The organism is Amycolatopsis sp. TRM77291, assembly GCF_054166285.1.
This window is the reverse complement of the sequence record NZ_JBSZHF010000001.1, coordinates 8733128-8759046: the sequence shown is the minus strand read 5'-3', so window position 1 is coordinate 8759046 and position 25919 is coordinate 8733128. Positions and strand designations below refer to the sequence as shown.

At 63.9% G+C, this 25919-nt stretch carries 23 protein-coding genes; 11 read left to right on the top strand and 12 right to left on the bottom strand.

Annotation, left to right across the window (positions count from 1 at the left end; translation table 11 throughout):
* Positions 1 to 1636 precede the first annotated feature (1636 nt).
* On the top strand, positions 1637 to 1864 hold the full coding sequence (locus ACXIZN_RS41200; protein ID WP_457960143.1) for a helix-turn-helix domain-containing protein: 228 nt from the start codon (positions 1637 to 1639) through the stop codon (positions 1862 to 1864).
* Between the two features lie 243 nt (positions 1865 to 2107).
* On the opposite strand, the gene ACXIZN_RS41195 is transcribed toward ACXIZN_RS41200, so the two are convergent.
* Complete coding sequence (locus tag ACXIZN_RS41195) at positions 2108 to 3079, bottom strand: hypothetical protein (RefSeq protein ID WP_457960142.1); 972 nt, start codon at positions 3077 to 3079, stop codon at positions 2108 to 2110.
* Positions 3080 to 3248: 169 nt separating this feature from the next.
* On the opposite strand from ACXIZN_RS41195, the gene ACXIZN_RS41190 reads away from it, so the two are divergent.
* Positions 3249 to 3443, top strand: coding sequence for a hypothetical protein (locus ACXIZN_RS41190; protein ID WP_457960141.1), 195 nt, complete (start codon positions 3249 to 3251; stop codon positions 3441 to 3443).
* A 164-nt stretch (positions 3444 to 3607) separates the two neighbouring features.
* Here the strand turns inward: ACXIZN_RS41190 and ACXIZN_RS41185 are convergent, their stop codons facing one another.
* The 3 genes from ACXIZN_RS41185 to ACXIZN_RS41175 all read right to left on the bottom strand — a co-directional run bounded on the left by ACXIZN_RS41185 (position 3608) and on the right by ACXIZN_RS41175 (position 6922).
* Positions 3608 to 4495 carry a hypothetical protein gene (locus tag ACXIZN_RS41185; RefSeq protein WP_457960140.1) on the bottom strand — a complete coding sequence of 296 codons (888 nt, stop codon included), beginning with the start codon at positions 4493 to 4495 and terminating at the stop codon, positions 3608 to 3610.
* A 166-nt stretch (positions 4496 to 4661) separates the two neighbouring features.
* On the bottom strand, positions 4662 to 5396 hold the full coding sequence (locus ACXIZN_RS41180) for a type IV toxin-antitoxin system AbiEi family antitoxin (protein ID WP_457960139.1): 735 nt from the start codon (positions 5394 to 5396) through the stop codon (positions 4662 to 4664).
* A 1034-nt stretch (positions 5397 to 6430) separates the two neighbouring features.
* Positions 6431 to 6922 carry a hypothetical protein gene (locus ACXIZN_RS41175; RefSeq protein ID WP_125689709.1) on the bottom strand — a complete coding sequence of 164 codons (492 nt, stop codon included), beginning with the start codon at positions 6920 to 6922 and terminating at the stop codon, positions 6431 to 6433.
* A 95-nt stretch (positions 6923 to 7017) separates the two neighbouring features.
* On the opposite strand from ACXIZN_RS41175, the gene ACXIZN_RS41170 reads away from it, so the two are divergent.
* The gene (locus ACXIZN_RS41170) at positions 7018 to 8307 is read left to right on the top strand and encodes a hypothetical protein (protein ID WP_457960138.1); all 1290 of its coding nucleotides are present in this window, start codon (positions 7018 to 7020) and stop codon (positions 8305 to 8307) included.
* 918 nt (positions 8308 to 9225) lie between these two features.
* On the opposite strand, the gene ACXIZN_RS41165 is transcribed toward ACXIZN_RS41170, so the two are convergent.
* The 6 genes from ACXIZN_RS41165 to ACXIZN_RS41140 all read right to left on the bottom strand — a co-directional run bounded on the left by ACXIZN_RS41165 (position 9226) and on the right by ACXIZN_RS41140 (position 15822).
* On the bottom strand, positions 9226 to 9576 hold the full coding sequence (locus ACXIZN_RS41165) for a peptidase inhibitor family I36 protein (protein WP_457960730.1): 351 nt from the start codon (positions 9574 to 9576) through the stop codon (positions 9226 to 9228).
* A 56-nt stretch (positions 9577 to 9632) separates the two neighbouring features.
* Positions 9633 to 10022, bottom strand: a complete 390-nt coding sequence (locus ACXIZN_RS41160) for a peptidase inhibitor family I36 protein (protein ID WP_457960137.1) — start codon at positions 10020 to 10022, stop codon at positions 9633 to 9635.
* A 793-nt stretch (positions 10023 to 10815) separates the two neighbouring features.
* Positions 10816 to 12057, bottom strand: coding sequence for a hypothetical protein (locus ACXIZN_RS41155; protein WP_457960136.1), 1242 nt, complete (start codon positions 12055 to 12057; stop codon positions 10816 to 10818).
* Positions 12058 to 12073: 16 nt separating this feature from the next.
* Positions 12074 to 14293, bottom strand: coding sequence for a phosphorylase family protein (locus tag ACXIZN_RS41150; protein ID WP_457960135.1), 2220 nt, complete (start codon positions 14291 to 14293; stop codon positions 12074 to 12076).
* A 17-nt stretch (positions 14294 to 14310) separates the two neighbouring features.
* The gene (locus tag ACXIZN_RS41145; RefSeq protein WP_457960134.1) at positions 14311 to 15087 is read right to left on the bottom strand and encodes a 5'-methylthioadenosine/S-adenosylhomocysteine nucleosidase; all 777 of its coding nucleotides are present in this window, start codon (positions 15085 to 15087) and stop codon (positions 14311 to 14313) included.
* Positions 15088 to 15090: 3 nt separating this feature from the next.
* Positions 15091 to 15822, bottom strand: coding sequence for an NUDIX hydrolase (locus tag ACXIZN_RS41140; RefSeq protein WP_457960133.1), 732 nt, complete (start codon positions 15820 to 15822; stop codon positions 15091 to 15093).
* A gap of 93 nt (positions 15823 to 15915) precedes the next feature.
* On the opposite strand from ACXIZN_RS41140, the gene ACXIZN_RS41135 reads away from it, so the two are divergent.
* Together ACXIZN_RS41135 and ACXIZN_RS41130 are read left to right on the top strand one after the other, a co-directional pair.
* A complete protein-coding gene (locus ACXIZN_RS41135; protein WP_457960132.1) occupies positions 15916 to 16056 on the top strand; it encodes a hypothetical protein in 141 nt (46 codons plus the stop codon).
* Between the two features lie 2 nt (positions 16057 to 16058).
* Positions 16059 to 17678, top strand: coding sequence for a helix-turn-helix domain-containing protein (locus ACXIZN_RS41130; RefSeq protein WP_457960131.1), 1620 nt, complete (start codon positions 16059 to 16061; stop codon positions 17676 to 17678).
* A gap of 497 nt (positions 17679 to 18175) precedes the next feature.
* On the opposite strand, the gene ACXIZN_RS41125 is transcribed toward ACXIZN_RS41130, so the two are convergent.
* Together ACXIZN_RS41125 and ACXIZN_RS41120 are read right to left on the bottom strand one after the other, a co-directional pair.
* Entirely contained in the window at positions 18176 to 18535 is a 360-nt protein-coding gene (locus tag ACXIZN_RS41125) for a DUF6355 family natural product biosynthesis protein (RefSeq protein WP_457960130.1), read from the bottom strand.
* A gap of 260 nt (positions 18536 to 18795) precedes the next feature.
* On the bottom strand, positions 18796 to 19107 hold the full coding sequence (locus ACXIZN_RS41120) for a DUF6355 family natural product biosynthesis protein (RefSeq protein ID WP_457960129.1): 312 nt from the start codon (positions 19105 to 19107) through the stop codon (positions 18796 to 18798).
* A gap of 507 nt (positions 19108 to 19614) precedes the next feature.
* Between ACXIZN_RS41120 and ACXIZN_RS41115 the strand changes: the two genes are divergently transcribed.
* The 6 genes from ACXIZN_RS41115 to ACXIZN_RS41090 all read left to right on the top strand — a co-directional run bounded on the left by ACXIZN_RS41115 (position 19615) and on the right by ACXIZN_RS41090 (position 25728).
* Positions 19615 to 19863 carry a hypothetical protein gene (locus ACXIZN_RS41115; RefSeq protein WP_457960128.1) on the top strand — a complete coding sequence of 83 codons (249 nt, stop codon included), beginning with the start codon at positions 19615 to 19617 and terminating at the stop codon, positions 19861 to 19863.
* Positions 19860 to 20417 carry an RNA polymerase sigma factor gene (locus ACXIZN_RS41110; protein WP_457960127.1) on the top strand — a complete coding sequence of 186 codons (558 nt, stop codon included), beginning with the start codon at positions 19860 to 19862 and terminating at the stop codon, positions 20415 to 20417. The genes ACXIZN_RS41115 and ACXIZN_RS41110 overlap by 4 nt, the downstream gene beginning before the upstream one ends.
* Before the next feature lie 26 nt (positions 20418 to 20443).
* Positions 20444 to 21940: an EAL domain-containing protein gene (locus ACXIZN_RS41105; RefSeq protein ID WP_457960126.1), complete on the top strand. Its 1497-nt coding sequence runs from the start codon at positions 20444 to 20446 to the stop codon at positions 21938 to 21940.
* A 78-nt stretch (positions 21941 to 22018) separates the two neighbouring features.
* On the top strand, positions 22019 to 24100 hold the full coding sequence (locus ACXIZN_RS41100) for an McrB family protein (protein ID WP_457960125.1): 2082 nt from the start codon (positions 22019 to 22021) through the stop codon (positions 24098 to 24100).
* Positions 24063 to 24560, top strand: a complete 498-nt coding sequence (locus tag ACXIZN_RS41095; protein ID WP_457960124.1) for a hypothetical protein — start codon at positions 24063 to 24065, stop codon at positions 24558 to 24560. The genes ACXIZN_RS41100 and ACXIZN_RS41095 overlap by 38 nt, the downstream gene beginning before the upstream one ends.
* On the top strand, positions 24538 to 25728 hold the full coding sequence (locus ACXIZN_RS41090; RefSeq protein WP_457960123.1) for an McrC family protein: 1191 nt from the start codon (positions 24538 to 24540) through the stop codon (positions 25726 to 25728). The genes ACXIZN_RS41095 and ACXIZN_RS41090 overlap by 23 nt, the downstream gene beginning before the upstream one ends.
* The last annotated feature ends 191 nt before the right edge of the window (positions 25729 to 25919 follow it).

Here is a 25919-nt window from a genome sequence, read left to right as displayed (position 1 = left end):
ACCTCGACACCGCGCTGTTCGGCCCGCCGTACATCTACGTCGCCGCCGACAACACCGCCGTCGCTGCGGTTCACGAACGCCCCGCCCTGATCAGCGATTGGCCCCCGAACGCTGTCACCACAGTCGGCACCCTCCACCCAGCTGCCTGCGGAATCGACGTTGACCCCGGCGACACCGGGGCCCCCGCCGAAGCCGGACACGCCTTCGGCGACGCCCTTGTGTCCTGGTTCGAACGCCTCGGCCTTCCCTGGCTACGCCGCTCCTCCGGCCGCCCCGGCCACCTTCACCTCATCTCCCTTGTCCCGGCGCAGCTAAGACACGACCTGCGCATACTTTGCGCCCAGCTCGCCCGGCACCATGCGATCTCAGCGACGGTCCGCACCACACTGCGTCTCATCACAGCACCGCACCGCCTCGGTCTCCCCTGTCCGATCATCGACGGCACCCTGGAAGCACGCGACCTACCCGCGCCAGCCCAAAACCGACATCGGCCTGCCCATCGGTCTCGCCCTCGTCGTTTCCGTGCAGGATCACCGCACACCGCAAGCCGCTCCGAAAGCGAATACGGCGACGCTCTCGCACGGGCACGGGCTGGCTGGTCCACCGATCAGGCATGGCTCGCCGCGAACCGCACCGGAACCAAGGCAGCTGACATCGGCAAGCAAGCCTGGCAACGCTGGATCTGGGCACCGGCACGCACAATCGTCGATGCCGAGCAGCATCTCCCGGAAGACACCGCATGGCAGCAGTTCATACAAGCTTCCCCCGTACAAGCTCGGCACTTGGGGCGCTCGCGGTGGCTCACGGAACGCTGGCTGCCCGCGATCGACGAGGCACGTACCCACCGGCCTCGCCGCCGCCGCACTACTCTCACTCAACAGCATCCCCAGACGGCGCCCGCTGGGAACGACCATGGGAGTCAGATCGCCCTAACACGCCGACTCCTCCGCATCACAGCGTCACTGCATCTGCAGCGTTCGCCCATCACGCGAGTCTCCATAAAAAGTTCCACACTATATGCCGCGCTCGATGCCCTCGCGGTCGCCATCGTCACCCGGTCCGGCTCACTCTCGATTCGCTCTTGGGCCGAAAGATCCCTTCTTGACCCGAAATCAGTGCGCCGAGCGCGCGACACGGCTGAACAGTTCGGCCTCATCCAACGCGCCCATCGTTACCGCGGCGGGCCCAGCGACTGCGACAGCTGGCAACTCACAAAGTCCCTTAACGACCTATTATCGGGTCTCCGAGGCCAATCCCCCACTATTCTGTACACCCCCCACATGCCCAGCTTTGGGGCAGCAAACTACGACCGCCTGAAACGCACCCACCTACACGAACAGAACCAGTGGCGTTTACTCTGGGTATCGCGTACAGAACGCAGCGCCTCCACTAATGGACATACGCCATCGACCACCACGCGTCCACCTTTCGAGCACCGACACATACCCCTCAAGTCTAATGCGCCGACAGAAACGGTCGACAGCGTCATATCGGGAACGCAAGTCTTATCGATAGTCAACATTAAACTAGAGCAAAACTACTCCAGACAAATACGCGGTCCCTAATATCATTCCAGGAATACATCATTCGCACACCTTGCCAGCAAGATTTGCAAGTTCATTCGATCGAGGCAGCAATGAGAAACTTAGACGATCAACCCGAGAAGCCGCGCTTCTACAGTGTCACCGAGGCCGCCACAATCCTTCGCATGTCACCGATGACACTATATCGCGCAATCGACTCTGGCTCGTTTCCAGCCATTCGAATTAGAGGTCGACTAGTCGTGCCAGCGCGCGCAATTGACAAAATGGAGAACGCAGCTCTGTTCCGCGATGAGGCAGTCGACGCCGCCGAATTCAGTTGATAGCAGAGTTACTCAAGTCGTCTTCTAATCGTCGAGCACTACGCACATGCCCGCGATGAGGTTGAGCCGCAGGGATAGTCGAACGCAGCGATCGCGCGATTACCTACGCGACAAATTCGACTGCCCGAACCGAGCCATGAGGCGAATCATCGGCGCGGTGGCCACGGCCGGCCGAGGGGAGGTCGGCCGCCATCAGCCGATCAACAAGATCGATTGACTCCTCCTGGCCGGAAGTAGGTCCTCCTACCGCTCGCACGCGACGGCTTCCAGTTGCTTCGGAGTCCCTCCCGTTCCACCCGACGGCTCGATCTCACCTACAGCGCCGGTGGCACACGTTGGTCTTGCCGGACTTCCGACGTTGCGCTGCAGTATGTCGTAGCGGCGGCCTAGTTCCTTAAGCTCGTCAGCTTGAGCTTCTGCCTGCAGAGACAAGGCTTTTGCGACCTTGTCGCCGTTCTTGCGTATGCAGTCCCGGTTCGCCAGTGGAGCAACCTCAAGGTTTTCGAGGCCCTGGCCGGGAAAGGTGACCAACGCAGCCGTGCCTGCGCGCGCGGTCGTGCCGTCGTCCTGACGCAGGTTGACCTCGGCGACGATGAGCCAAGGTGCGGTGGACGACCCGGTTTGCTCCTGGGGGCCGATCGACAGCGTGAATCGATCGGTAGTGCCGCCCCTGACTTCGAATCGGATATCTCTGGGGATCGGGAACGGGCGAGCTGGCATGTCCTCAGGAAGCTTAACGGAGTACTCGGCGGCTACCTTGACGTCGCCGCCGCGCTCGTTGCAGTCATCGAGCTGCTCGGCGAACAGGACAGTGACGTCGGAGCCGAGCAGCACCGCCGGAACGGTTCCGTTGTTCTTCAGCGTCACATCGATGGCCGTAGCATCGATCGGATCGTTCCCACGCACCTCTTCTTCGGTCCGGCTGTCGATGTAGTACACCGCATGCTGTTTGGCGGCGACCTTCGACGGCGGTTGAATCGAGAAGTCGGAGACCTCCAAGTCTGGACGAGGGACCGTTCTGTAGAGCAGCACGAACACGCCAGCAAGAGTGAGCACGACGACCACCGTGATGGCGATCAGCCACTTGCGCTTCCGTGGATCGGTGAAGACTTGCAACAGGTTGTGGGATCCGACCTGTACTCCGACGGAATCAGTGACAGCGACCTCCGTCGCGTGAGATCGCTGATCTTCCTGCTGCCAATCTTTGCCTGTCACCTCGTGGGTGTCGGCCGGCAGCCTGACTTTGCTACATGGCATCTGGATCGTGAATCCAGTCTGTTACATGCGCGGAGAGCGACGCGACTTAACCACGACGGACCCGTGGGCGGAGGCTGACCAGATGAGCGCCGATCGAACTGTGCTGTTGAGATGGGCTCCTCGGACAGTGCTGCTCGTCGACGCCGATCCGGAGCAGGCGGAGCTGCTGGCCTGCTCCGGGCTCGCTTTCGTCTATCGTGGCGCTGAACTCGCCGACGAGATCTGGGTGCCGGTCGGAGACCAAGATGTCACCTTCGCCGAAGATGAAGTGCTGATCGCTGCACTTCGTACAGCCTGGCGCTGGAGCCAAGCGGAGACCTGATCGCGTCCAGCGCCGCGGACGAGGCGTCGAACGAGGGCCATTACCGTCAAACCCGCCAGCAGGCACCCGTCCCGTCGAGGACGTCAGAGGTCGACGCTAGACGAGGTGCACCGCTAGCGCGCTGGACGGCGGCGGACTTCGACAGAACGACGACAATGCGTCGGTCAACCGCTGCGATCTTGTGCAAGCCTGTGCAACGCCGCTTGAGCAAGGTCTGCATCAGTGATCCTCTGCCAGGCGGGGTGAGTTGGCGGCATCGCGTCCAAGGCAAGGCGCAGACGCTTGCGATCTTTCGGGTTGCATGTTGCTCTCATGGCCCGGTGAGCGGATGTGGCCAGGGCGATTTGCGCCAAGACGGCGATGTCGTCTCGGTGCCTGTCACGTTCGCGGGTGTCCGCCACTGCGGCGGCGGCCTTGGCGACGAGCGCGCCCAGTAGGTTCGGCCGACGTACGTGGCTGTCCCTGCCATCGACCCGCACAGGTATCCGTTCAGCCCTGATCAGTGCCTGATTGCCACCGGCAGCCTGGACCCCTAAACGACCCGTGGCGGTGGCCGGCTGCTTAGCCTGCCGGTCCATATGATCCGGAATCATGAGGTCGACGCAGGCGTCGTCTCGCTGATAGCGGTATCCGTAGCCATCCCCTGTGTCAGCTTCGCTGAAGCCACGCTCACTGAGCAATCGAGAGGCGTCCCTGAGGGCGCTGCGTTGAACCCAGACGTCGAGTACCACGTCGGCGTCTTCGGTTGGCCGGAACACATCGACCGCGGCCTGGGCACACCAGAGAGCGACCATCTGCCCACCGACCAGGACCCACGGGGTGCCCAGGTGCTCGTCCAGGTCGAGAACGGCGTGCCATGCCATCACCTGCGGTTCAGGCATGTCCGGCATCTGAACCGGAGGCACGTCGAGGGTCTGTATGACCGGCATCAGGCTGCGCGCGACCGTTTGCCAGGCAGTGGCTTCAGCCGTGGGCATCGACGGCGCAGCAGCCAGCAGGACACTCAGCGCGGTGAGATGTGGTTCCTTGGCCGAGGGGTCCATCGGTGCCATGCGCAGTCGCCGCACCACAGTGTCGATAGCTTCCGGGCCATCACACTCCCTCGAGGAAGCGACAACAGCCGAGGGCGCCATCGCTTCCTCGTGAAGATGCGCTATCTCTGAGATTGTGCGACCGGCATACGCTGCCAGCGCGGCCGCAAGCAGCTTGTGCGGTGATTCAGCTGGCAACCAGCTGCCCTCGCCGCTCTCGATGGCTGGACAGGACGTCCGTCAGGAGCGCTGCGCCCGCGCTGCGGCTGCGGGTGTCATCGCTGTCCAGCAGGTCAGCTGCGACTATCAGTCGCGGAGCGACCTGCATACCCTCGACGATCCTGGCTGTCCTGCAGTGCCAGTGCGTGTCCGCGGTGACCTCATGCACGGTCAGATTGCCATGGGGGGCGGCCAGCAGGAAGAACTCGTCGACCAGGCGTTTGACCGTCGCCGTACTGGCATAGATTTCCGCCTCGGCACCGTGCCCCAGCCCGGTCCCGTAGTCGCTGGCAGCACTGATCCCGCCAGCCACCACACCCTCGAACTTCAACAGCTCAGCAATGTCATCCGGCGCGATCTTGTACCTGGTCACCACCGCTCGGGACTGCATCCACCACCGGCACACCTGAGCATCACCACTGGTGCGCCATCGCGCGCTCAGGCGTGAACGCTCAGCCGAGGACAACCAGTCAGTGTCCAGGCCGTCGAAGAGTGCTGCGGATGTCCACGTCACCCGCGCAGACAAAGGCCGCCCTTTCACGCCCTTCGTCGCAACGCGACGACGCTCCACATCAGAACTATCGACCAGCCACACCGATCCAACACGGCGCCCCGCCAGCCGGCCCGAGCTGAGCAAGCTGCGAACACGGCTGGTATTCACTCCCAGCCGTTCAGCAGCCATCGCCACGCTGACCTCGCTCACATACACAAGACTAGCGCAGTCGCTACCCTAGTGCTAGCCAAGCCGCAGAGCCCAGCCCAGGTGTGCCGCATGGACCACAAGCCGAGAGAACCGCAGCATGTGGCTCCGGTCCAGGCATTGCACAACCCCAGGCAGCAACTGTCGCAGCAACCTCGACAGACAGGCCAAATGCCCAAGCTGCCCTCTGAATCACCAGAGACAAGCTCAGACCCGCAACTCTGAAAGGCCGTATTGCATCCAGCCCAACCCGGCAGCCTCGCACGACACAGGACGACACAGCATTGGCAGTGGCAGCACACAGCAACACGCCGACATGAGCCAGCTATGCCCTCGGCCTCAGCAGCAACCCGCAGGAAGCCATGACTGCTTCAGCTATGACTTCAGCCGGCGCACATCACAAATATCACCGCCGCGCCCCAGGCGGCTCGCAGCTGATCCTAGACAGGGAAGGCCGCCTCAGGCGGCAAGCTGTCAGTGCATTCAAGGTCCACACGGCGCAGGTACTCATCGCCCGACAGCTGACCAGCCCCAAACTGGGATGCCAGCTCGACAATCGATTCAACGTACATGTGATCCTCTCAATCCCCAGGGAGAGCTCACTCAATGTACAACGACACTCGCCGCAGAGTCATCACTCGACAGACTGAGTGACAGCTCAGTGACTGCTGTAGTTGATGGTCAGGATCGCGACGACAGGGTGTTCATCGCCGTCTGCGCCCTGGTCGAACTTGTCATGGAACTGGAAGTCCACTCGTGCCATCGAGCTCAGTTCATAGTGAACCGTTCGCGACCACCCGTCACCTTGTGGCTTGCCTGCCCTCCCTCGCAAGAAGCAGGTCGACCCAATCGCCGGAGGCCGCCCGGGACTGTGGGCCAAGTGGTCCCAGAGTTGCTCGGCTTGTTGCAGGCCGACCCTGTCCACCATCTCGTTCCAGTGGTCGCGGTATCTGCGGTGCACGAGAACCCGGTATAGCGGTGCCTGCTTAGGTTTGCCACCAGGCCGCCGGGCTGGTTCTAACGGCTGGTAAGCACTGTCAGGGGGCATCCGGCGATGCCACCTCTGCCGGCTTCTCAGCCTCCACCAGGTCGCGCGCCTCGAGCCGACCGCGGAGAAGCACCTCGCGACGCAGCGGGTCCTCTAGCTGGGAGGCGGTGACGCGCCAGGCATGAATACATTCCTTCAGCGCGTTCACTGAACCGTCAGCGTGTGCGGCGATCAGGACCTCATGCAGTTCGACAAGAAACTCGTCGAGGTCGTCGCGATCGAACACTCGCAGCCACGCCAGGTCGCCCAGCTCGGCAACTGTAGGGCGATCACTGCGTCTGAGCAGAGACTCCAGTCGCAGATGAGCGGAACTCCAGCGGGAGAGTTCTTTCAGTACGTCCAGATCACCTTCCGGGAGCATGACCAGCCCGGTGCCATCTTTGTCACGCACTCGCGCACCGCCAGCGCGAGCAGCTTCCAGCACAAGCAATCGTTTATTGGCCAGGTCGCTGGCCTGGAAGATCTCATCGGGTCCAGTCATAGTCGCATCACCTGAAATTATCGTACTCATCATCGTAGCTATCGACAAGCCAGGATCTTGGGTATGATTGTAACAAGACGTACTCGGAGGTGCTGGTGGACGACCCGTTCGATGCACGTAAGGTCATGTTCAGTGACCGTGAGCACCCCCTCGCGAACCGGCGGACCGTCAGCCTTATCACCGCGCTACGCGTCGCATTGCTGCGTGAAGGGGTGTCCACCAGTGCCGAGGCTCATGATCAGGCCACCTACCTTCGGCAGATCACTCACGAGCTCACCAACCGCGGAATGGATGGAGCTACCCTCGTCCGCTACGGCCTGGGGCCGGAGCTGGCTGCGGCGGTCGTCGCTCAGGCCATGCCGTACTGGCTGCCAACGCTCCGAGTACTGCCCGGACCAGCCAGCGAGCACGATCCTGATCCAGAACCCGCGCCGCCGTGGCCCCACCCACAGACATGGGAAGATGTGCTGGGCCCGCTGCTTGAGGCGGAGAATGGCCTGGCACCCAACCTCGACGTTTCTCAGGCAAATATCGAGAAGGTCGTCGGCGCCATCATGAACGCGGTATATCCGTGGGCGCTGTCAGCTCCGCTCGACGACCTGCTCGCTCTCAAACCACCGTCCATCGAACAGTTGCAGGCCGCCCGGCTGGAACCGCGCCCCGAGACAGTGGTGCTCGAGCAGTACCGATGGATCATCAACCGGTTCGCCGAGACCCATCTCAGCGACTGGAGCACCACCTCCCTGCATCGCGAGCACAGGTGGCGCTCGGGAAACTGCCCTGCTCCCTGCCCGGAAGCGCTGATGAACGACCGCGAGGTCATCGATCACGAACTCAACGCAGAGATCGCGCGGCGTGCCGTGAACGTCGAATTGTCACGAGAGCCGGCCGGCGGTCCCACGGGGCTCAACCGCACCATGCTCGCCAAGCTCGGCATGAGCGCCCTCGACCTGCTTCGCATCGGTCGCACCAGCGAAGCAGCGGCCTTGTTCGCCTTCGCCTTGCACGGATCACCCGACGACGCCGAACTTCTCAACAACCTGGGCTTCTGTCTGATCCCCGACGACCCGCGCAACGCATTGCACAAACTCGAGGAAGCCGCGCGACGAAACTACGAACACGGAGCCATCAACCTCTACAACCGCGCTCTGTGCAAAATGCTCCTCGGCGACCTCAAAGCCTGCCTCGACATGGTCACCGCGGCGTGGCCGCTGGGAGAAGGGAAACGAGCCTCACTGTGGCGCCCTGGACCGCACGGGCTGAAGCTCCGTGAAACCGTTGACACGCAACACGAAATCGCCCACCTCGCGCATCGCGCAGCCAGCACACTCGGTGACGAGGACGCCACCAAGCACTGGGCGGAAATCATCGAACGCCAGCCATAACACAGCGGGATTCAGAATCGACAGCCCCACGCCCCGGTTACATGCCGTCCCGCGTTTCGATGCCTAGTCCGCGGGCAACACGTTCTCTGTGCGCGACTTCAGCAGCGAGGGCGGGACACCGGTTCGGGCAGTGGCGGACGTCATGCCCGAGGTCGAACACGACCTAGCCGGCCCGGCGCCGTGGACACTCGATCTGCGTGACAGCAGCCCACCGGACCCTGGCTCAAGTCCGCCGCTGGGCCACAGCCAAGCTGGGCGCCGTGACCGAAGATCATCTCGCCGACGTGCTGCTCGTAGCGGCAGAGTTGATCAGCAACACTTATCTGCACGGACACGGACCCGTCAGCTGCGGCTGAGCCACACTGTCGACCAGTGCCGGACGCGAATCGAGATCGACGACGGCAACCCCACCACCCCACCGTCTGCCATCCGGGGCACTAGCACGGTTGGTGGGCGAGGCATGTTCCTGGTCGAGGAGCTCGCTCACCGCTGGGGCGTATGCGACATGCCCGCCCTGGGTAGGCGGCAAAACCGTATGGGCCGAGATCGGCTGCGACAGACCTGACCAGCCGCCCTGCCCCACATACACCGCGACACGAGGACCCGACTGGGCCTTCCTGGGGCCATGCCAGCTAAGCCCAGGGAAGAGCTCCGAATGACCCTTCACGAAGAACTCCTTCGCTGACCACCCGAACCGCCGTCAAAGTGGTGACAGCCAGCGTCCGACGACGCAGAGGCTCAGGTCGTGACCGAAGCCGGGACGTGGAGATATCGCGATGGGGCCCGGGTTCGGGCAGGTAGAGCAGCGGGCGATGAGGCTACCGGTCCGCCCAGCACGCTAGTCATCCGTGAAGTAGCGCACCACCGGCCCCGAGTGCGGGTAGGCACCCGAGGCCGGCAGTGCCCATGCGTGTTTGGCTAGCAGCCCCTGCGGAGCGAGCTGATCATGTTGTCGCTGCCCCCTGGGAGAGAGCCTCTCCAGTTACTTCCTACCCGTAGCAAGGGGCCGACCTCGTGGGGGTCATCGTAGGCACACCACGCGACGGCGGTTCGGTTCCAGACGCTCGAGATCCGATTGTCCATACCGACAGCACTGAGGTCGGGGATGCTGACCTGGGTCATAAGGAATCTGCCGGTTTCGCCCGGTCCATCCCATGCACAGAACCAGCCTGCCGGACAGCTGCCATACGCAGCTGCCGACACGCCGTCCGCATGAGTTGCCGCGGCCGCGTGAGCCGGTGCGCCCGGCAGGCCGGCAACCAGGGTCATGATTCCGACCGCCGCGCTCAGGATGTGGCGTAATTGCATGACGTCGGCACCCGCTCTCAGCAAGCCCGCAGAGAGCTGATGTTGTCATTGCGGTTGTACGGACCGGTGTTCCCGCGCCAGTTGACAGCGACGCGCCAACCCGCGCCGCCGTAGTTGATGTCGATGTACGTGCACCAGATCCTGTTCGTGCGGTTCCAGACGGAAGAGATCTGATCGTTGAGGTTCTGTCCCCGCAGGTCCGCGGAGCCGACCTGGAAGCGCGCCATCCGGCCCTGGCCGTCGGCGTGCTCCCACGCGCAGAACCAGCCGGACGGGCAGTCGGAGTACGCGGTGATCGACGCACCGCCCTTCTGCGGCGCGGGACTGGCCTGGGCAGCTGTCGCCGGGGCGACCGTGGCCAGAGCGACGAGCCCGAGTGCCGCGGGCAGTAGCTTGAACGAACGCATGAGTTCACCTTTCGTGATGTCTTTCGTAGCGAAGTTGTTCGGGGCCATGACTGGGCTCACGGAAGCGAGCCACCGTCTTTGTGTAGCGCGGACGGAATGTCCGGCGCCGGAGGCCGGACACCGGACATCAACCTCCGGACAACCAGTCACGAACCTTGGAAGCCGTGTTGGGAATGCCGCGTCCTAGGCGGCCGTTGTGGGTCTGAGACGGAGGCAGTTCTTAGACGTAACTGGAGATGTCTCCGCTGTGCACTAATCGTCGCGGACGTGATCCGGCTCGGCGGGTGAAAGCCGATTGTCGAGTCTGGCGGTGACAGCGGCGTAGATACGGGCGTGCAGGCGATGTTCACAGACGGCCCCGACTGTGACGCGCGGTCACCGCGTAGACGTCGCCGACAACCGCCGCGGCTTCCTCGTCCTGGCCGTGTCGACATTGATGGCAGACATAGGCACGGTGAGATGGGAGGGGCCGCGCCGTAGAGAGGTACTGCAGGACCCTGCTCGGTACTGGGGAGCCAGCGCATCTCGGTGTCATCGGGCGATGTACTACGGACAGCCTAGTATTACGAAAATAGTCTCAGTTGCCCGCTAACGCGCGTTGACGAGGCCCCAGCGTGAAGCAATGGATGACCGAGGCACGAATCCCGCTGGAAAGTCGGTATGCCTAGCACACAAGCGATGTCGCGCGACCTGATGGCAACTCATGCTCGACGTCAAGGGACAGAAACCTCGCAATTTCGACCGTTCATGCTGGGATGCCAGTGATCCGCAGCGACCCGCGCGTCGCTGCCATCTACGCTGGGCGCGAAGCTATGGATATAACGCCTTCCGCGATCGCGGTTCGTTCACCCTTGCTGTCCAAGGTCAGCTTTCCCAGGCCACACTGTTCGTGAAGTCGGGTCTCTTCAAGGCAGTGTGTGGCATCGAGGATGACTTTTGTGTCGTGAGCAATTTCTCGGACCATAGTGGCTGGGCCGAGATCGGTTCTTTCCCATTTCATGTTGTTCAGTTGCCACACGGAGGGTGGAGAAAACAGCGTCCGGGGAGTTTCCAGATCTTTTTTTGGGCCACAGAGCCACGAGGAGATCGTTGCTCGCAGCTCACCGTTCTTGCTCCACCACAGGTCGTGCACGGCGGCGCCGCTTGTCTTTCCGGGAGCGGAGCCCGGAGGATAGGCTGCCGATATGTCGGTTCGCCGAACGCCATACTGCATCGGGTCAATCAAGTATGACATGGGCGTCTTCCCGCAGTCAGCGTAATTCGAGGTGGCGATAGCGATCCGAGGATCGGACGGTCGCGCCACCGCTGCGCGGATTTGGTTGTTCGAGTCGAGGCGCCCGAGCTCTATCCATGTCTTGGACCACTCTGTCGCCGCGGGCTGGTGTAGCACCAGGTGGACCCTGTGCCAGTTGGCTGCCCCCATATCTTCCCCGGTGATCACCTGGCCATGCCCACTCGCCACAAAGTATCGAAGAGAAGGGGACGGGCCCCAGTCGGCGGGTGCCGCGAGGTTGAACGGGGTGACAGGCCCGCCGGTGGCGAGGTCGACCTTGAAGGTCACGTCCGCCTTCCAGCCCTTGGCAAGCGTCCCGGTCACGAGCACGCTGCCATGGTCGAAAGCCACGATGTCCCGACATCTTGGGCACGGTATACGTTGCTGTGTGCCGGTTGCGGTGTGGATCGAGATGAGTTCGGTGCTTTCAGAATCCTTCCCACGGTAATGAGTGTCCGACAGCAAGGCTACGTAATTTCCGTCGTGCGTCCACACCACGGTGTTGCGGCGGTCAGTGTCCAGTGGGTCGAACACCCGCGATACCCGAGTCACGACGTCCGAACCGTGCATCAGCACGAGTTCTTCACCGGTGGTGTACAGATACTCGACATTCCCAATGACCTGCTGCCCGGGCGTGCCACCTCTCGCATCGTCCGCCGCGGTTCCGGCGAACAAGGAGTCAGACCAGAGCACTGCGGCAGTGGCGAGAACGGTCACCATGAACGCCGCGACCAGCAACCAGGAGAGCTTCTTGAGCGTCATTCATCGTCCTCCTCAATCAGCGCGAGGTGACCTTCTGGAACTTCTGGTCAGCGCCTTGAACGTATCTGGCCTGGTAGCCGACTGGCGCGTTGTTCTGCGTGTTACCCGAGGCGGGTGCGCTGACCACAAAGGGCTTTCCGTTGTTGTCAACGTCGCGTGTGACTGTCCCGGCGGAGGTGCTGATAACTAGCTGAAGCCGGAACGAGCAGGACAGCCGATCGCTCAGCGCGGCGATCGTCAGCTCCTGAACACCACCGGGGTCGATGTCGATCGAATTCAGTGTGAAGTAGTTCTTGCCGACGGGGTGGGCGCCCTTGCCAGGGGTGTTGGCCATCTCCTTGACGATCGGCTTCTGCGCGTCCAGGTCGAAACCGAGGGGAATCGTACCGGAGGGGCCTCCCTGGGTGTACTCGGAGAAGAGAGTGCCATTGAGCGCTGGGGTGCATTCTTTGAGTACTTTGAGATCCGTGATTCGCACGGTCTCGGTGGCGTTGTTGCGCACGGTCACTTTGGTCCAGCCAAAGCCGAGCGGGACCGCGCCGTGCTCGGTGATCCATGCCGAGTACCGCTCGCTGTGTGGCACCACTTCGTTGTTGAACTGGTCCAGTTGCTCCGTGCTCATCTCTAGTCGCGACGGGAGTACATAGTTTGGATCCCCGTCCTGTCGTTGCATTGCCTGTACTGGGTCGACTGATATCAGTGCTGCCAATTCCGTAGCGGAGTCGCCCGATGACAGAACGAACTTTTGCAAGCCGATGGTTGCCAGAACAGCCAGCATGATCGTTACGGTCAGCGTGACGATCACTGTTCTTGGCCGGACCGCGCGCACCTTGGGCTGCCCAGTTACCTCGACATCGGCGATACCGTCGAGCAGAGGTAGCACGTCCTCGACCCTCGCGACCCAGACAGTATCTCGGGGCCAGTCGCCGGCGCTGTTGTAGCGGGCCGACACGACGCCAATGACGACGTCGTCGACGATTCGGCGGACGGGTCCTCCGCCAGCACCGTGAGCTACGGCCTTCGATGTGAGCCTGCCAAGCGGCGCCTCGTGATTCTTTGCCGTGCTGCCATCCCATCGGCCGGAAGGATCCTGGAACCCGTATCCGATCCGGAGGTCGTCGATCAGCTTGACCCCACCTATCGCGATAGGTGTCTGCAGCCGGACCGCATCGGTAGGCGACAGTGCAGGCACTGTGCCCGGCAACGGCTCGTTGGCGCTGAGGATCGCAAGGTCGCGTTCTGGATCGACCCGCCGCACCACTGCACGCCGGGGCGGTGTCCCGCTCGAGAACGTGCCGACTTGCACCGCACTGTCAGGCGTACCTGCGCCGATGTTGTGGAGAAGCTGCCATGCGGTTACCAAAATGCCTGGTGCGACCTGGAAGCATGTTCCTGCCGCCGCACCGTTCTCATCGAGCACACACCCCAGATAGGCAGGCACCCGGGCGTCTTTCCCGTCGGAAACACCGTTCATCCGCTTGCCGGAGATAGACGCAGCAAGTGTGAGCGCGAAGGCGGCAGCGTGGGTCGCGGCGGCCCGTTGGCCGCCTGCATCGTCCGCGGACTGCTTGTGGCCGTCGGCCCAGTTGCTGATGCTGCGGATGGTAAGGACTGGAAGATCGTCGTTGAGATGCCCCGCCTTGGCGACGCCAGCGCTTTCCATTTCGATGGCTGCGGCATCGTTGTAGGTCGTATGCAACTGCGTGGCGAGCGCGGTGTCTCGGGAGTTGAGTACCACTTCTCCAGCGGCGATCGGTTCGAAATGCACGCGCGGCGATCGCTCGGGAGAGGGCTGTACAAGAGCGGTCCAGCGGTTTTGCCGGGAGACATGCTGGGCAAGTTGAGTGAGTGCGTAAGAGGTTTCCCAGGCCTGCGGACGAGCAAGTAAACCCTTGCCCTCTTCTTTGCCGCCATGGTAGCCATAGATCTTCGTGGCGACGACGACGTCGCCGAGTTGAAGATGATCGTGAAGTGCTCCAGCGATGCCGACGAACAGTAGCGCGTGTGGGGCGAACGCGGCGATGGCACGCTCGGTGACGATAGCGGCGGCCTGATTGCCCATTCCGGCCTGAGCGAGGATGATCGACCCGTTGCCGTTGGGTATTTGCCCTTTCTCGAAGATCGTTCCTGCGGGATGTCTCTTGACCTGAGGATTAGACAGAAGCGCACGTACCGCGACGTATTCCACGTCCTGCGCGGTCAACACAACGATCGTCGGCGCATGCAGGGTGCTCACCGTTTAATTCCTTGCGGCTAGACGTGCTGACGCGTCTTGAGGATTTCAGGTACCAGCGCGAGCGCGAACGCTGCTGCATTGGCTGAGGCGATGGGTTGCCCGCCGGCTTGGTCGGCGGCGTTTTTGTTTCCGTCGGCTTTGTCGCTGATACCGCGGATCGCGAGCAGAGGGATGTTGTGGTTGAGGTGTCCGGCTTTGGCGACGCCGGCGCTTTCCATTTCGATGGCGGCGGCGTCGTTGTAGGTGGTGTGCAGTTGTGCCGCGAGAGAGGTGGTGCGGGAGTTGAGGACGACTTCGCCTGCGGCGACCGGCTTGAAGTGCACCTGCGGCGACAGTCGGTCAGGCGAGTGTGGCGTTAGGGAGGGCCAGGAGCCGACTCTCGCGACGTGGCGGGCAAGTTCCTCGAGACCGTAGGAAGCTTCCCAAGCTTGCGGCCGGGCGAGAAAACCGCCGTCCTCTTCTTTACCGCTGTGATACCCATAAACCTTGGTCGCTACGACGACGTCACCAGGTTCGAGGTCGTCGTGCAGGGCCCCCGCGACACCAACGAACAGCAGTGCCAGTGGGGCGAATGTGGCGATGGCGCGTTCGGTAAGGATGGCGCCCGCTTGGTTTCCTTGCCCGGTGCGGGCGAGGGCGAGCATGCCCTGGCCGTCGGGTGTCCGGCCGACTTCGAACAGTGTCCCCGCTGGGTGGGGCTTCAGTTCAGGGTCGCGCAGCAGGGCGCGAACGGCGGCGTATTCCACGTCGAGTGCGGTCAGCACCACGATGGTGGGCTCGGGTGTTCTAGTCACAGGTCACCTGTCATCTTCCGCGTCGTTCTGGTTGGGCCCGCGCAAGATCGGCGGGTGCATCACCGTCGCCGGTCCGCGTCGGTAAAGGGAGGCGGGGCGGCCGCCGTCCCGGGTCGTTCGCTCCCCGGTTGGCACAAGAAAGCCATTCACTCCGCTGATCTTGCGGTGAAAGTTGCGGGGATCGAGTTGTTGTCCCCACACGATCTCGTAGACACGGCGGAGCTCACTGATGGTGAACTCGGCGGCGCAGAACGCCGCGCCAAGGGTGGAGTACTCCAGCTTGCTGCGAGCGCGTTCTACCGCGTCGATAACGATCGCCTGGTGGTCGAACGCCATGTGCACGTCGCCGGCGAGAATCGCGTCGACCGGCGTCCAGCGCGCCGCGCGGGCGTCCCCACCCGCGACGGGCAGAGGCAGATCAGGCATCAACGCCAAATAGCACACGGTCACCACCCTCCCCCGAGGATCACGGTCCGGCCTGCCGTAGGTACGTAACTGTTCCAGATGCAACCGATCGGCGGTCAACCCGGTCTCCTCAGCCAGCTCGCGGGCAGCTGCGACATCGATGTCTTCATCGTCGGTATCGATAAACCCCCCGGGTAACGCCATTTCGCCGCGGTAGGGCGGTTGAGCGCGTTCCACAAGCAGGATCTGAAACCGGTCTTCGCGCACTGTGAGAATCGCCAGGTCGACAGCCAAGGCGATCTGAGGGCGGTGTCGCAGATCTTGAGACATGGCACAACCGTAGCTTCTCGTCACCTTGACGACAAGGCGACGAGACGGCTAGCCTGAAATCAGTTAACGTCAACCTGACGAAAAGAGACTGTGATGCGGGTTCACTTGTCGGTCTCACTCGCTCTCAAGGTGGCTGCGGCCCTACTCCTGATCGGATTGATCGCCGGCCTGTCCCTGGCCAGCCTCGGGCCGGTGGCCGCCGAAACCGCGACCGGCCTGACGAAGAGGTGGTGATCATGCCCCGCTCTGAGCGGCCTTTGGAGTTCGACGATTCGGCACTTTCCCGCTTCGCCACCGATCTCAGGAAGCTGCGGGCAGCGGCGGGAAGTCCGCCCTATCGCGAACTGGCGCGACGTGCGCACTATTCGTCCACCACCCTGTCTGATGCGGCAGGCGGGCGCCGGCTGCCGAGCCTGGAGGTCACGCTCGCCTACGTTCGGGCCTGCGGAGCCGACGTCGAGGTATGGGAGCGGCGGTGGCGCGCCCTCGCCGGCGAACTGAACAACTCGGCAGCCCCAGCCGCCGATACCGTGCCCTACGTCGGGCTACGTGCCCACGACAGTGAGGATGCAGAGCGATTCTTCGGCAGGGAGCGGCTCATCGAGGACCTTCTTCAGCGGGTCGGGACCCACAAACTGGTAGCGGTCGTGGGGTCGTCCGGGTCCGGCAAGTCATCACTCTTGCGAGCAGGCCTCGCCCCCAGGTTGGCCGGCCCCGTTCTTTTCCTCACGCCTGACGGTCATCCGTTGGAGGAGTGCGTGAATCAGGTGCGGCGAGCCCTGCCCGCGACCGTGATCATCGTCGACCACTTCGAGCGACTCTTCACAGCCAATTCGGACGATCTGGAACGAACTCGGTTCGTCACCGCGCTGATCGCCGCGGTTGAGGCTGAGGGCAACTGCTGCCGGCTAGTGCTCGGACTACGCGCCGACGCCTGGTCACAGTGCGCCCGAATCCCTGAGCTGGCCGCCGCTCTCAACGAGGGACGAGTCGACGTCGGTCCGATGAGCCCGGACGAGCTTCGCAGGGCGATCGCCTACCCGGCAATCAACGTTCGATGCACCGTCGAGAGCGGGCTGCTCGCCACCCTCGTAGCCTCCACTCACAATCAGGCCGGCGCACTGCCCTGGCTGTCACAGGCGCTACTGGCTACCTGGCAACGCCGGAAAGGCATCACGCTCACGCTCCCGGCGTTTGAAGCCTGGGGCGGGATCGAAGGTGCGCTGGCGAAATCCGCAGAAGCGGTCTTCCTGGCTCTCGATCAGCAACGGCAAAGCATGACGCGCTATGTATTCCTGCGCATGAGCGAGCCTGTGACAGACTCGCAACCCACCGCTCGCACGGTCAAAGTTCACGACCTGAACGACGCGCCAGGCGTCGCCGACGTTATCGAGCACTTCACCGCTGCCCGGCTACTCGTACGAGACAAGGACACCCTTACACTTGCGCACACCGCACTCGCGACCGCGTGGCCACGCCTGGTCTCGTGGATGGCAGAAGATCGAGAAACGCGATGGCACCATCGTGAACTCGCAGACGCCACAGCGCTCTGGGAACGCCACGACCATGACCCCAGTACGCTCCTTCGTGGCACCCGGCTCGCGGTCCTCCAGGACTGGGCCGACTGCAGCTGGTATCCGAATACCCGGGAACGGGCATTCCTCGCCGCCAGCCGAACCGCCGAGAAACGAGAACACGACGCGCACCGGCGAGCCACCCGCCAACAACGGCACCTCGTCGCTGCAGTCACTGCCGCACTTGTCATCGCGCTTGCGGCACTCGCCCACCCTGGCGGGACAGCGTGCCCTATCGAGCCCGCAGCACTCACCACTGCGGCAGGGCAGTTGCCCTCGTAGTCGCCACCTTCGCCCTTCCGGTATCGCCGACGACCGTTCGACCAACCGAGCGCGCATCTAACGGTCCCGACGGACTGGAGCGAGCCCCCGACCGACGCACTGAACCCACCCAGGCCACGACTCGCCCCGGCCGGCCCCCACCCATACGCGACGCCCAAGCAGCTTTCCTGTGCGCCTGCCGGACAGCGACACTCCGTCGAAGAGCAGCGAACTAATTTCCGAGACCTCTGTCGATGATTCGTCTCACCGTGGAAGCGCGGCGGCCGCAGAGGGCTCTCTCCTGGTCCCCCTCGTCGACCGCCGCGCCATGCACACTATGAACGGATCACGCCCGAACCAGCTTCAGGACATGACTACTCGATACGGGGCAATTATTGCTCACGATCGAGGCCGTCCGCACGAAGCTGCCATGCCGCATCCCATCGGCGGTTTACGCTGCCGCGCGATGTCGTGCACGCGCAGAATGCAGGGCATGCGGGCAGGAAGATGGTCGGGTCTCAGTGCGGGACGTGCGGCCCGGTCTGGTCCTCCCTGCACCCTGCACCGCCGATGTAGTAGGCGTTCAGGACGTTGCCAGCTGCGCCCAGAGGAGTGTAGCCGGGGCCCACACACAGGTGCCTGTCGTTGCCGGAGCCGCCTCCCTGGTTGTCGATGTGGATCCGCACGGTCGTCGTACCGCAATGGTTGTACGCGGCGAACCGTGATGCCCCGATCGAGTATTCGTAGTAGCCACATCGGGCTGCGGCCTCTTGCCAGGCAGCAGCGTCCTCGGTCGCCACGGCTGTCGAGGTGGAGGCGCCCGAGGCGAGCAGCAGCCCGGCTACGGCGATCCCCGTCGCTGTTTTCGTGAACCACATACAGATACTTCCTCTCGTCTGACCGAGCCTGCCGCTTCCGACAGGCCCGCATTTCGTGAACTCCGCCGTGTCCATAGGCCGCTCAGGTCGAGTTGTTCGTGAAGATCAACTCGACCTGAGCGCCACTGGCCGGGCGAACCCGTCCCAGGCGTTTGAATAGCGGCGGTCTAACAGCGACCAGCCATGCGCTCCTCTGACTGTCGAACTTCGTCAGACCACACATGCAGGCGCATCGCCCGCGAGCGCAGTCCAGCATCCTGCTAGCAACCCGAGCCGAGGTACAGCAGACTGACGATGTCCTGCGCTGGCCCGAGATCGTGGTCCCCCGGGCGTAGACACCGGATTTCGTCCCGCTTGGGCGCCTTCTTCTCGATCTTCATCGCGATGGATGTCGTTCCACAGTTGTTGAAGAACGCGTTGACACCGGCCGTGTAGTAGCCACACGGCCCGGCCTCGTGTTCTGCGATGGTCGCGCCGCCCGCCCCCGGGGCGGGCGAGAGCAACAGCGCCGATATGAACGCAATTGCTGTGCCTGATCCTGCGACCCGGCGCAGCGTTCCAGTGAGCTTCATGGCAGTCCCATCACTTGATTCGTCGATCTGCCGGGAAAGCCATTGACCTATCCCTCACCGACAGCAAGTAGCCTTCATGCCCTGGCGGGGCGTTCGGTTCCTCTCCGGAACCCGGTGTCCTCGTTCCGTCCGACCGCGATCTACATCTGGTGTAGCGCGGATGGGATGTCCGGCGCCGGAGCATGAACACCGGACAACAACCTCCGGACAACCGTTCAGCTTCGTCCAGCGAAGGGCTCGACACCCAGATTGAGCTGCGAGTACAGCGCGACCATCCACACCGCCTGCGGCTCCGGCGGGCCGTTGGTCGCACAGGTGTCCTGGTAGTAAGAGTCTGGCTGGACACACTTCCCTGAAGCACCGGACCGGAGTGGACCGCGCGGTACAGCAGGCACCCGATCCTCCCCGATCAGGTGAACTGATGTCCCGGTTGAAGGGGTCCCCGAGTGAAGTCAATACACGGGCACGCCGGGTGCCCGCGGATGAACAAGATCGGGAGCCGATCCGGTGTACTACGTGGTCACAGCGTTCGCCGCGGCCCTGGCAGCATCGACGCTGTCGGGCAGCCGAGGTCGTGGCGTTCTGTCGGGACTGGGCCGTGCATGCCTGAGATCTGCCTCGCGGCTGTTCTGCCTGCGCATGGTCGTCCAGGCCATCGAGACGGCAGATGGCCAGGACGTGGATTACCACATCCGTTCGGCTGATATCGAGATCCGGGTCCGCACGCGACGGTCGGACAGGGTTCCGCCGGCGTGAGCAGTGATGGCCTCCTGCCTCGTCCCCACTCCCCTGACGACGTCATCGCCTACACCGCGATCGTGCGTGAACATCGAGCGCGTCTCGTCGCGCTCGCCCGATCGATCATCCCGGACGGTGACTACGAATCCGCTGCCAGCGACGCGCTTCTCTCCCTGTTCCGGTACTGGCCAACGCTCACAGCCGATCGCGTCGCCTGGGTCACCACCGCGGCGAAAAACAAGGCGCTAACCCAGCGCCGTCAACGACGACGAGAGCACGCCGCGACAGTTGACGACGACGACATACCTCTATGGTCGACCGTGCCGGCGTCCGCCGACCAACGGCTCGATCTTGCCAGCGCACTCGAGATGCTTCCCCGCCTGCCCAAGCAGGAGCAGATCGCCTTGGTCCTCTCCGCAGCCGGGCAAGACACCACCGCAATCGCGACCCAGCTCGGAGTCAAAGCCGACACTGTCCGCAAGTACCGGGCTCGCGCACAACGACGGATGCGGACCTGGGGTGGCTACCCGCACCCCACACCACCGTCTCCTGGTCAGGGAAATGAGGCCTGATGTCATCCACCGACCAACCTCGGCGTATGCGGAACGACCCTGTACTGCTTCTCACCCAAGCCTTCACCGCACCACCGAACCCGCGCGAAATACGCGCCGTTCAGGCCGCCACCAGGGAACTCGACTACCTCGCCTACCAGGCCGCCCCGCCCCCGATCGGCAGCGGCCTCACGCCCCGTTTCCTCGCCAGCCTGGCCATGGGCGCCTCACTCGCCGCCTCACGCGAAGCACATGGAGCTCTGGTCGCTATCCGGCTCCACGACCGTGGCGACCTGGTCGACGCCGCTGAAGAACCTGAACTCACGCTCACAGCGACCACCACCCGCCGCGCGACCACCGCGCTCGCTGACCTCTGGGATGTCACGCTCACTTCTGACGGCCCCGACCTGCTCGCCGTCCTGCTGCCTCGCCACCCGAACCCTGACCTCGCCGCCACGCTCACCAGTCTGTCCGAGCAGCTTGCGGCACCGATCCCGGTTCCCGGGTGGCTCATCGAACTCGAGGCCGGCATCGGCGTGACACCGCTAGATCCCGTCTCCACGCCCGCCCAGCTCATCGCGCAAGCCCGCCGTGGGCTTCCCGATCGCGTTCACCTCCGCCGCACTCCCATCGACGAACAGCCCCCCGACCCCGGCAAGCCGTCACCGCTGACGCTCCTGCCTCACGCCTGGGACGCCGCAGACGACGGCCGGCTCAACGTCAGCTACCAGGTCATCTCACAAACCGATTCCCCCGGCGTCGTCGGAGTACAAGCCGTCCCAGGCTGGGTAGACGACGATGGCGTTTACCGAACCCTCACCGACTTGGGCGATCTCGCCAGCGTCTCCGGGCTCGCGCACGTCATAATCGAGAAAGCGGTGGCCGATACCTGCACCGCGCTGGCGAGCTGGGCCGCGCAACTCCGCGCAACCACACCTTTCGCGCACGTCGACCTGCCTGCATCGCTCTTGCGCAGTCAACGATTCTGCAGCCGCCTGCACGACCTCATCGACAACAGCGGCATCGCGAGTCTGCTCCTGCTCGGCATCCCGGCCGCCACCCTCAACCAGATCCCTGACATCGACAAACGACTCGCCCAGCTCGCCAACAGCGGCGCCCGGCTCGCGCTGAGCCTCCGCGCCGTTGACGACACACCCGCCGACGCGCTGACCCGCGCCGCGTGGTCTCTCGTGACGCTGTCCAAGCCCGCCTTCGAGCTACTCCGTACCCGCAACTACGACACCGCGAGCCACACCGCGCTCAAACTTCTCCTGCACGCCACCCGCAAACTCGACATCCCGGTCCTCGCCGAAGAAACCGACCTCGCCGACACACGCATCATCCTCGGCACCGCCATGTTCACCCCCACCAGCCGCGTCCCTCCCAAGGACGCCCACCAGATCGCCGACGAACCAACCTGGACGGCGCAACCATCAGCACAGCTTCTCACCGTCACCGAATCAGCCAGCCGCCACAACACCATCGACCACTTCCCCCAACCACGAGACACCACAGGAGCCGGGAACAGCAGAAGGGGCTGGTGACAGCACGGGCGGCACGCGGGGAAACCACATCAGGCACGGAATCGGACAAGGTCGCACAGGAACGCCATCTCTGATCTCATGGCGGGTATGACCCGGACGAGGCTTCCCTACCCCTCCGCTCAACCGGTCTACGCGGCGGCGCAGCTGTGGCGAGACCGATGCCTGCTCGACGATCTCAGTCTCTTCGAGGACGACCGTGTTTACACTCTGGAGAATGCGGAGGTCCTGGTCCGGGACTACGTGAACCAGCCGGACTTGGGCGAGGGCACGTTCCTCGGCAAGTTGCGGGGGCAGCTCGCGACGTCGCCACCGGGTGCTGTGCGGCTGGCCGCGGAACTGTTGTACGTGCACTTGCTGATCGCGCGTAGCTCCGCGATCGGCGGCCAGAAGAAGCTGGAACTGGTCCGCGGTGTACTCGGTTTCGTCGATGGCGGTCACGATGTTCCCGAGGATCTCGCCCGCACGCTCGACTCGGGTCTGATCAACCCCGGGCAGGGTTTTAACAACTACCGGTGGCGCCAGTTCGCGTATCTGATCGAGGCGGTCGCGGCACTCAAGAGACTGTCTGTCCCGGACCGTCGCCGCGTGCTGGAAGAGCCTCGTGCGTTCGTTGAGCTCTTAAACGGTCTCGAGGACAATGGCGCGGCGATCCAGCGGTTCTCCCTGGAGCATCTGCTCTTCCCGGACGTGTTCGCCCCGGTCGTGAGCCGCGAGCACCGGGACAAGATCCAGACAACTTGGCCTCACCTGGCCGGCCCGGCATCCGACCCGGGGTCCTTCCGTATCGCGTCCATAGCCCACGGCCTGAGCCCGAACGGGCGCTGGGGCACTGACGAGTTCGTCAACTTTTACCGGTCGCCCTATGTGTGGGACTGGGGCAAACCCAACGCCCGCTGGCGCGCCCTGGTCCTGTGGGGACAGCGGATGCAACGGTCGATCGACCTCGAGGGCCAAGAGCGCGACTACAAGATCGACGGCGCATCGGCGGTGCTGGCCGCCAGCGCATCCCGCGATACCTCCGCCCTCACGTTTCTCCGGCGGCACAACCTGGTCGACTGGCGTACCGTCGACAGCTTCTTGCGCTGGCTCAACGAAGCCGAGGACGGCTGGGACATCCTGGGTGGCCTCTGGATTGACGCCGGCCCCGAGTCAGTGGACCGCTTCCTGGCCGACCTTCCCCGAGCCGCTGCGGACGGCGCCGGGGCACGGCTCAGCCTGGCGTCCGTGCTACTGGGGGCGGACGACGTCAGCCAGTACCCGCCATGGCGGGCGCGGGCGGTCGATCTCGCGTATCGCCTCACCGGCTATACCAAACCGGAGCCGACCGCGACCGATGGCGAACGATACGAGGCGTTCCTGGTCTTCCTCGATCAGGTCCTGGACGCGTTCCGCCGCGAGGGCAGCCCCTTGTCCGACCGGCTTGACGCACAATCGATCATCTGGGCCCTGACGAACTACGACCCTCCCGAGGCCTGGACAGAGGAGGAGACCGCCGCGTTCCGCGACTGGCGCCGCGGCACCGGCGCGATGCCGCCGCAACACCCTGCCATACCGGACACCGATGACGAAGCCGAGCAGGTCTCCGTCGAGGAGCCTGACAGCCCGCTGAGTGAAGTCGCTGAGCGCATGCATCTGGACGAAGCGTTCCTCGACAAGGTCGTAGCGCTGCTGAAGGACAAGAAGCAGGTGATCTTCCAAGGCACCCCAGGCACTGGAAAAACTTACGTCGCCCGGAAGCTCGCCGATTGGCTCACCGGCTCAGCGGACCGGGTGCGGCTCGTGCAGTTCCACCCCACCTACTCCTACGAGGACTTCGTCGAGGGCTACCGCCCCCGCCAGGACGGAAACGGCTTCACCCTCACCCCCGGCCCACTGCTCACCATCGCCGACCAGGCACGCAAGAACCCGGACCACGACCACGTCCTGATCATCGACGAACTGAACCGCGCCAACGTCGCCCGCGTGTTCGGCGAGCTCTACTTCCTCCTGGAATACCGTGACCAGTCCGCCCACTTGATCTACCGTCAGCAGCCCATCACCCTGCCGCCCAACCTGCTGCTGATCGCCACGATGAACACCGCGGACCGGTCGATCGCCCTGCTCGACAGCGCGCTGNGCCCGCGTGTTCGGCGAGCTCTACTTCCTCCTGGAATACCGTGACCAGTCCGCCCACTTGATCTACCGTCAGCAGCCCATCACCCTGCCGCCCAACCTGCTGCTGATCGCCACGATGAACACCGCGGACCGGTCGATCGCCCTGCTCGACAGCGCGCTGCGGCGCCGGTTCTACTTCGTCGACTTCGCTCCCCACTCTGAACCCGTGGCCGGAGTACTGCGCCGCTACCTGGACAAGCACCAGCACGACTACCGGTGGATCGCCGACGCGGTCGAGAAGGCCAACGAAAAGATCGCCGACCCCGACGCGGCCATCGGCCCAAGTCACTTCTTCCGGGACACGCCGATCGACGACGCCTGGCTCGAACTGATCTGGGACCACGCCGTCCTCCCAACCCTGCGCGACCACTTCCACGGCCGGACACACAAACTGGACGAACTCTCACTCCCGGCTCTACGCAAGGAGGTGACAGGCGGCACCGATGAGGACACTCCACTTTCATGAGTACCGGGAGCGACGCGACGTACCGCTCACGCCGGCCGAAGTCACCGTCCTGCGCACGACGTTCAAATGCCACGTCACCCGAACCGACAACGGCGACGGACAGTACAACGTCCGCGCCCAGGACCGGGTCGGCACAGTCATCGTCGGCGACACCGCGATCGTCGTGGCCCCGAAGCTACCCATCGCCCGCGTGCTGTTCCTGATCACCCATGCCGTGGATCCGTCATGGACGAACGAGGCCTCGCTCGGCACCGCCGAATCCTTGACCGACGCCATCGCGGCGGTCTTCACGCACATGTGCGACCAAGCCGTCCGCACCGGCTTGCTCCGCGGATACCGCGACCATCACGAGCGACTCCACACCGTACGCGGCCGCATCGACTTCGCCGAACAACTGCGGGTGTCCCCGGGACGTGACCTCCCACTCGCGGTGACCTACCAATCACACGACGAGGACATCCCCGAGAACCAGCTGCTGCGCACAGCACTCGACCTGCTGACGCAGGTCCCGATCAACTCGAACGACGTCCGCCGATCGATAACCCGGCTACGGCGAATGTTCGAGTCCGTGACTCCGTTCCCCCACAGACCGCACTCTTTGCCGGTGGTCCGATGGACCCGGCTCAACGAGCACTACAGGCCCGCGGTCGAGCTCGCCCGGCTCATTCTCCTCGACACCGAGCCCGAGCTCGGCCCAGGAACAACCACGACCCCCGGGTTCGCCGTCAGAATGACCGACGTGTTCGAGAAGTTCGTCCGTACAAGCACGAGGCGGGCGCTCGGCCTGAACGAACACGACTACCCTGCAGGCGCTGACTCAGCGGCGCTGCACCTCGACCACCGGCAAGTACTGCGTGTCCAGCCGGACTTGAGCCGCTGGGTCGACGGCCACTGCCGCTTCGTCGGCGAACTCAAATACCGCCTCGACACCGGGAACGGCGACGCGCAACACCTCTACCAGACCCTGGCCTACGCGACCGCAGCCAACCTGCACGACGCAACCCTCATCTACGCCGACGGCCCAACCATTGGCACAACCCACCACCTACCCACCGCCGGAATCCGCATCCACGTCCGGCACCTGGACCTGAACATCGAACTCGACCAGCTACTCGACCAGATCGACGCACTCGCACACCACATCAACGCTCTCACCACTCACCCCTGAGCGCATTCGCACCACCGCGGGGAGACACCCGGTGTTCCACCCACGGCATCGCACGGCGTCGTCACCACCGCGACTGTGGCGCGGGCCAGCTGCCCAGTCCGCCACGAGGCGTCTCCTCCTGCTGCACGTCGGTCAGCGGACGCTCCGTCGACCCAGGTCAGCCATTGAGCCTTTCCAACCTCACCCTGAAC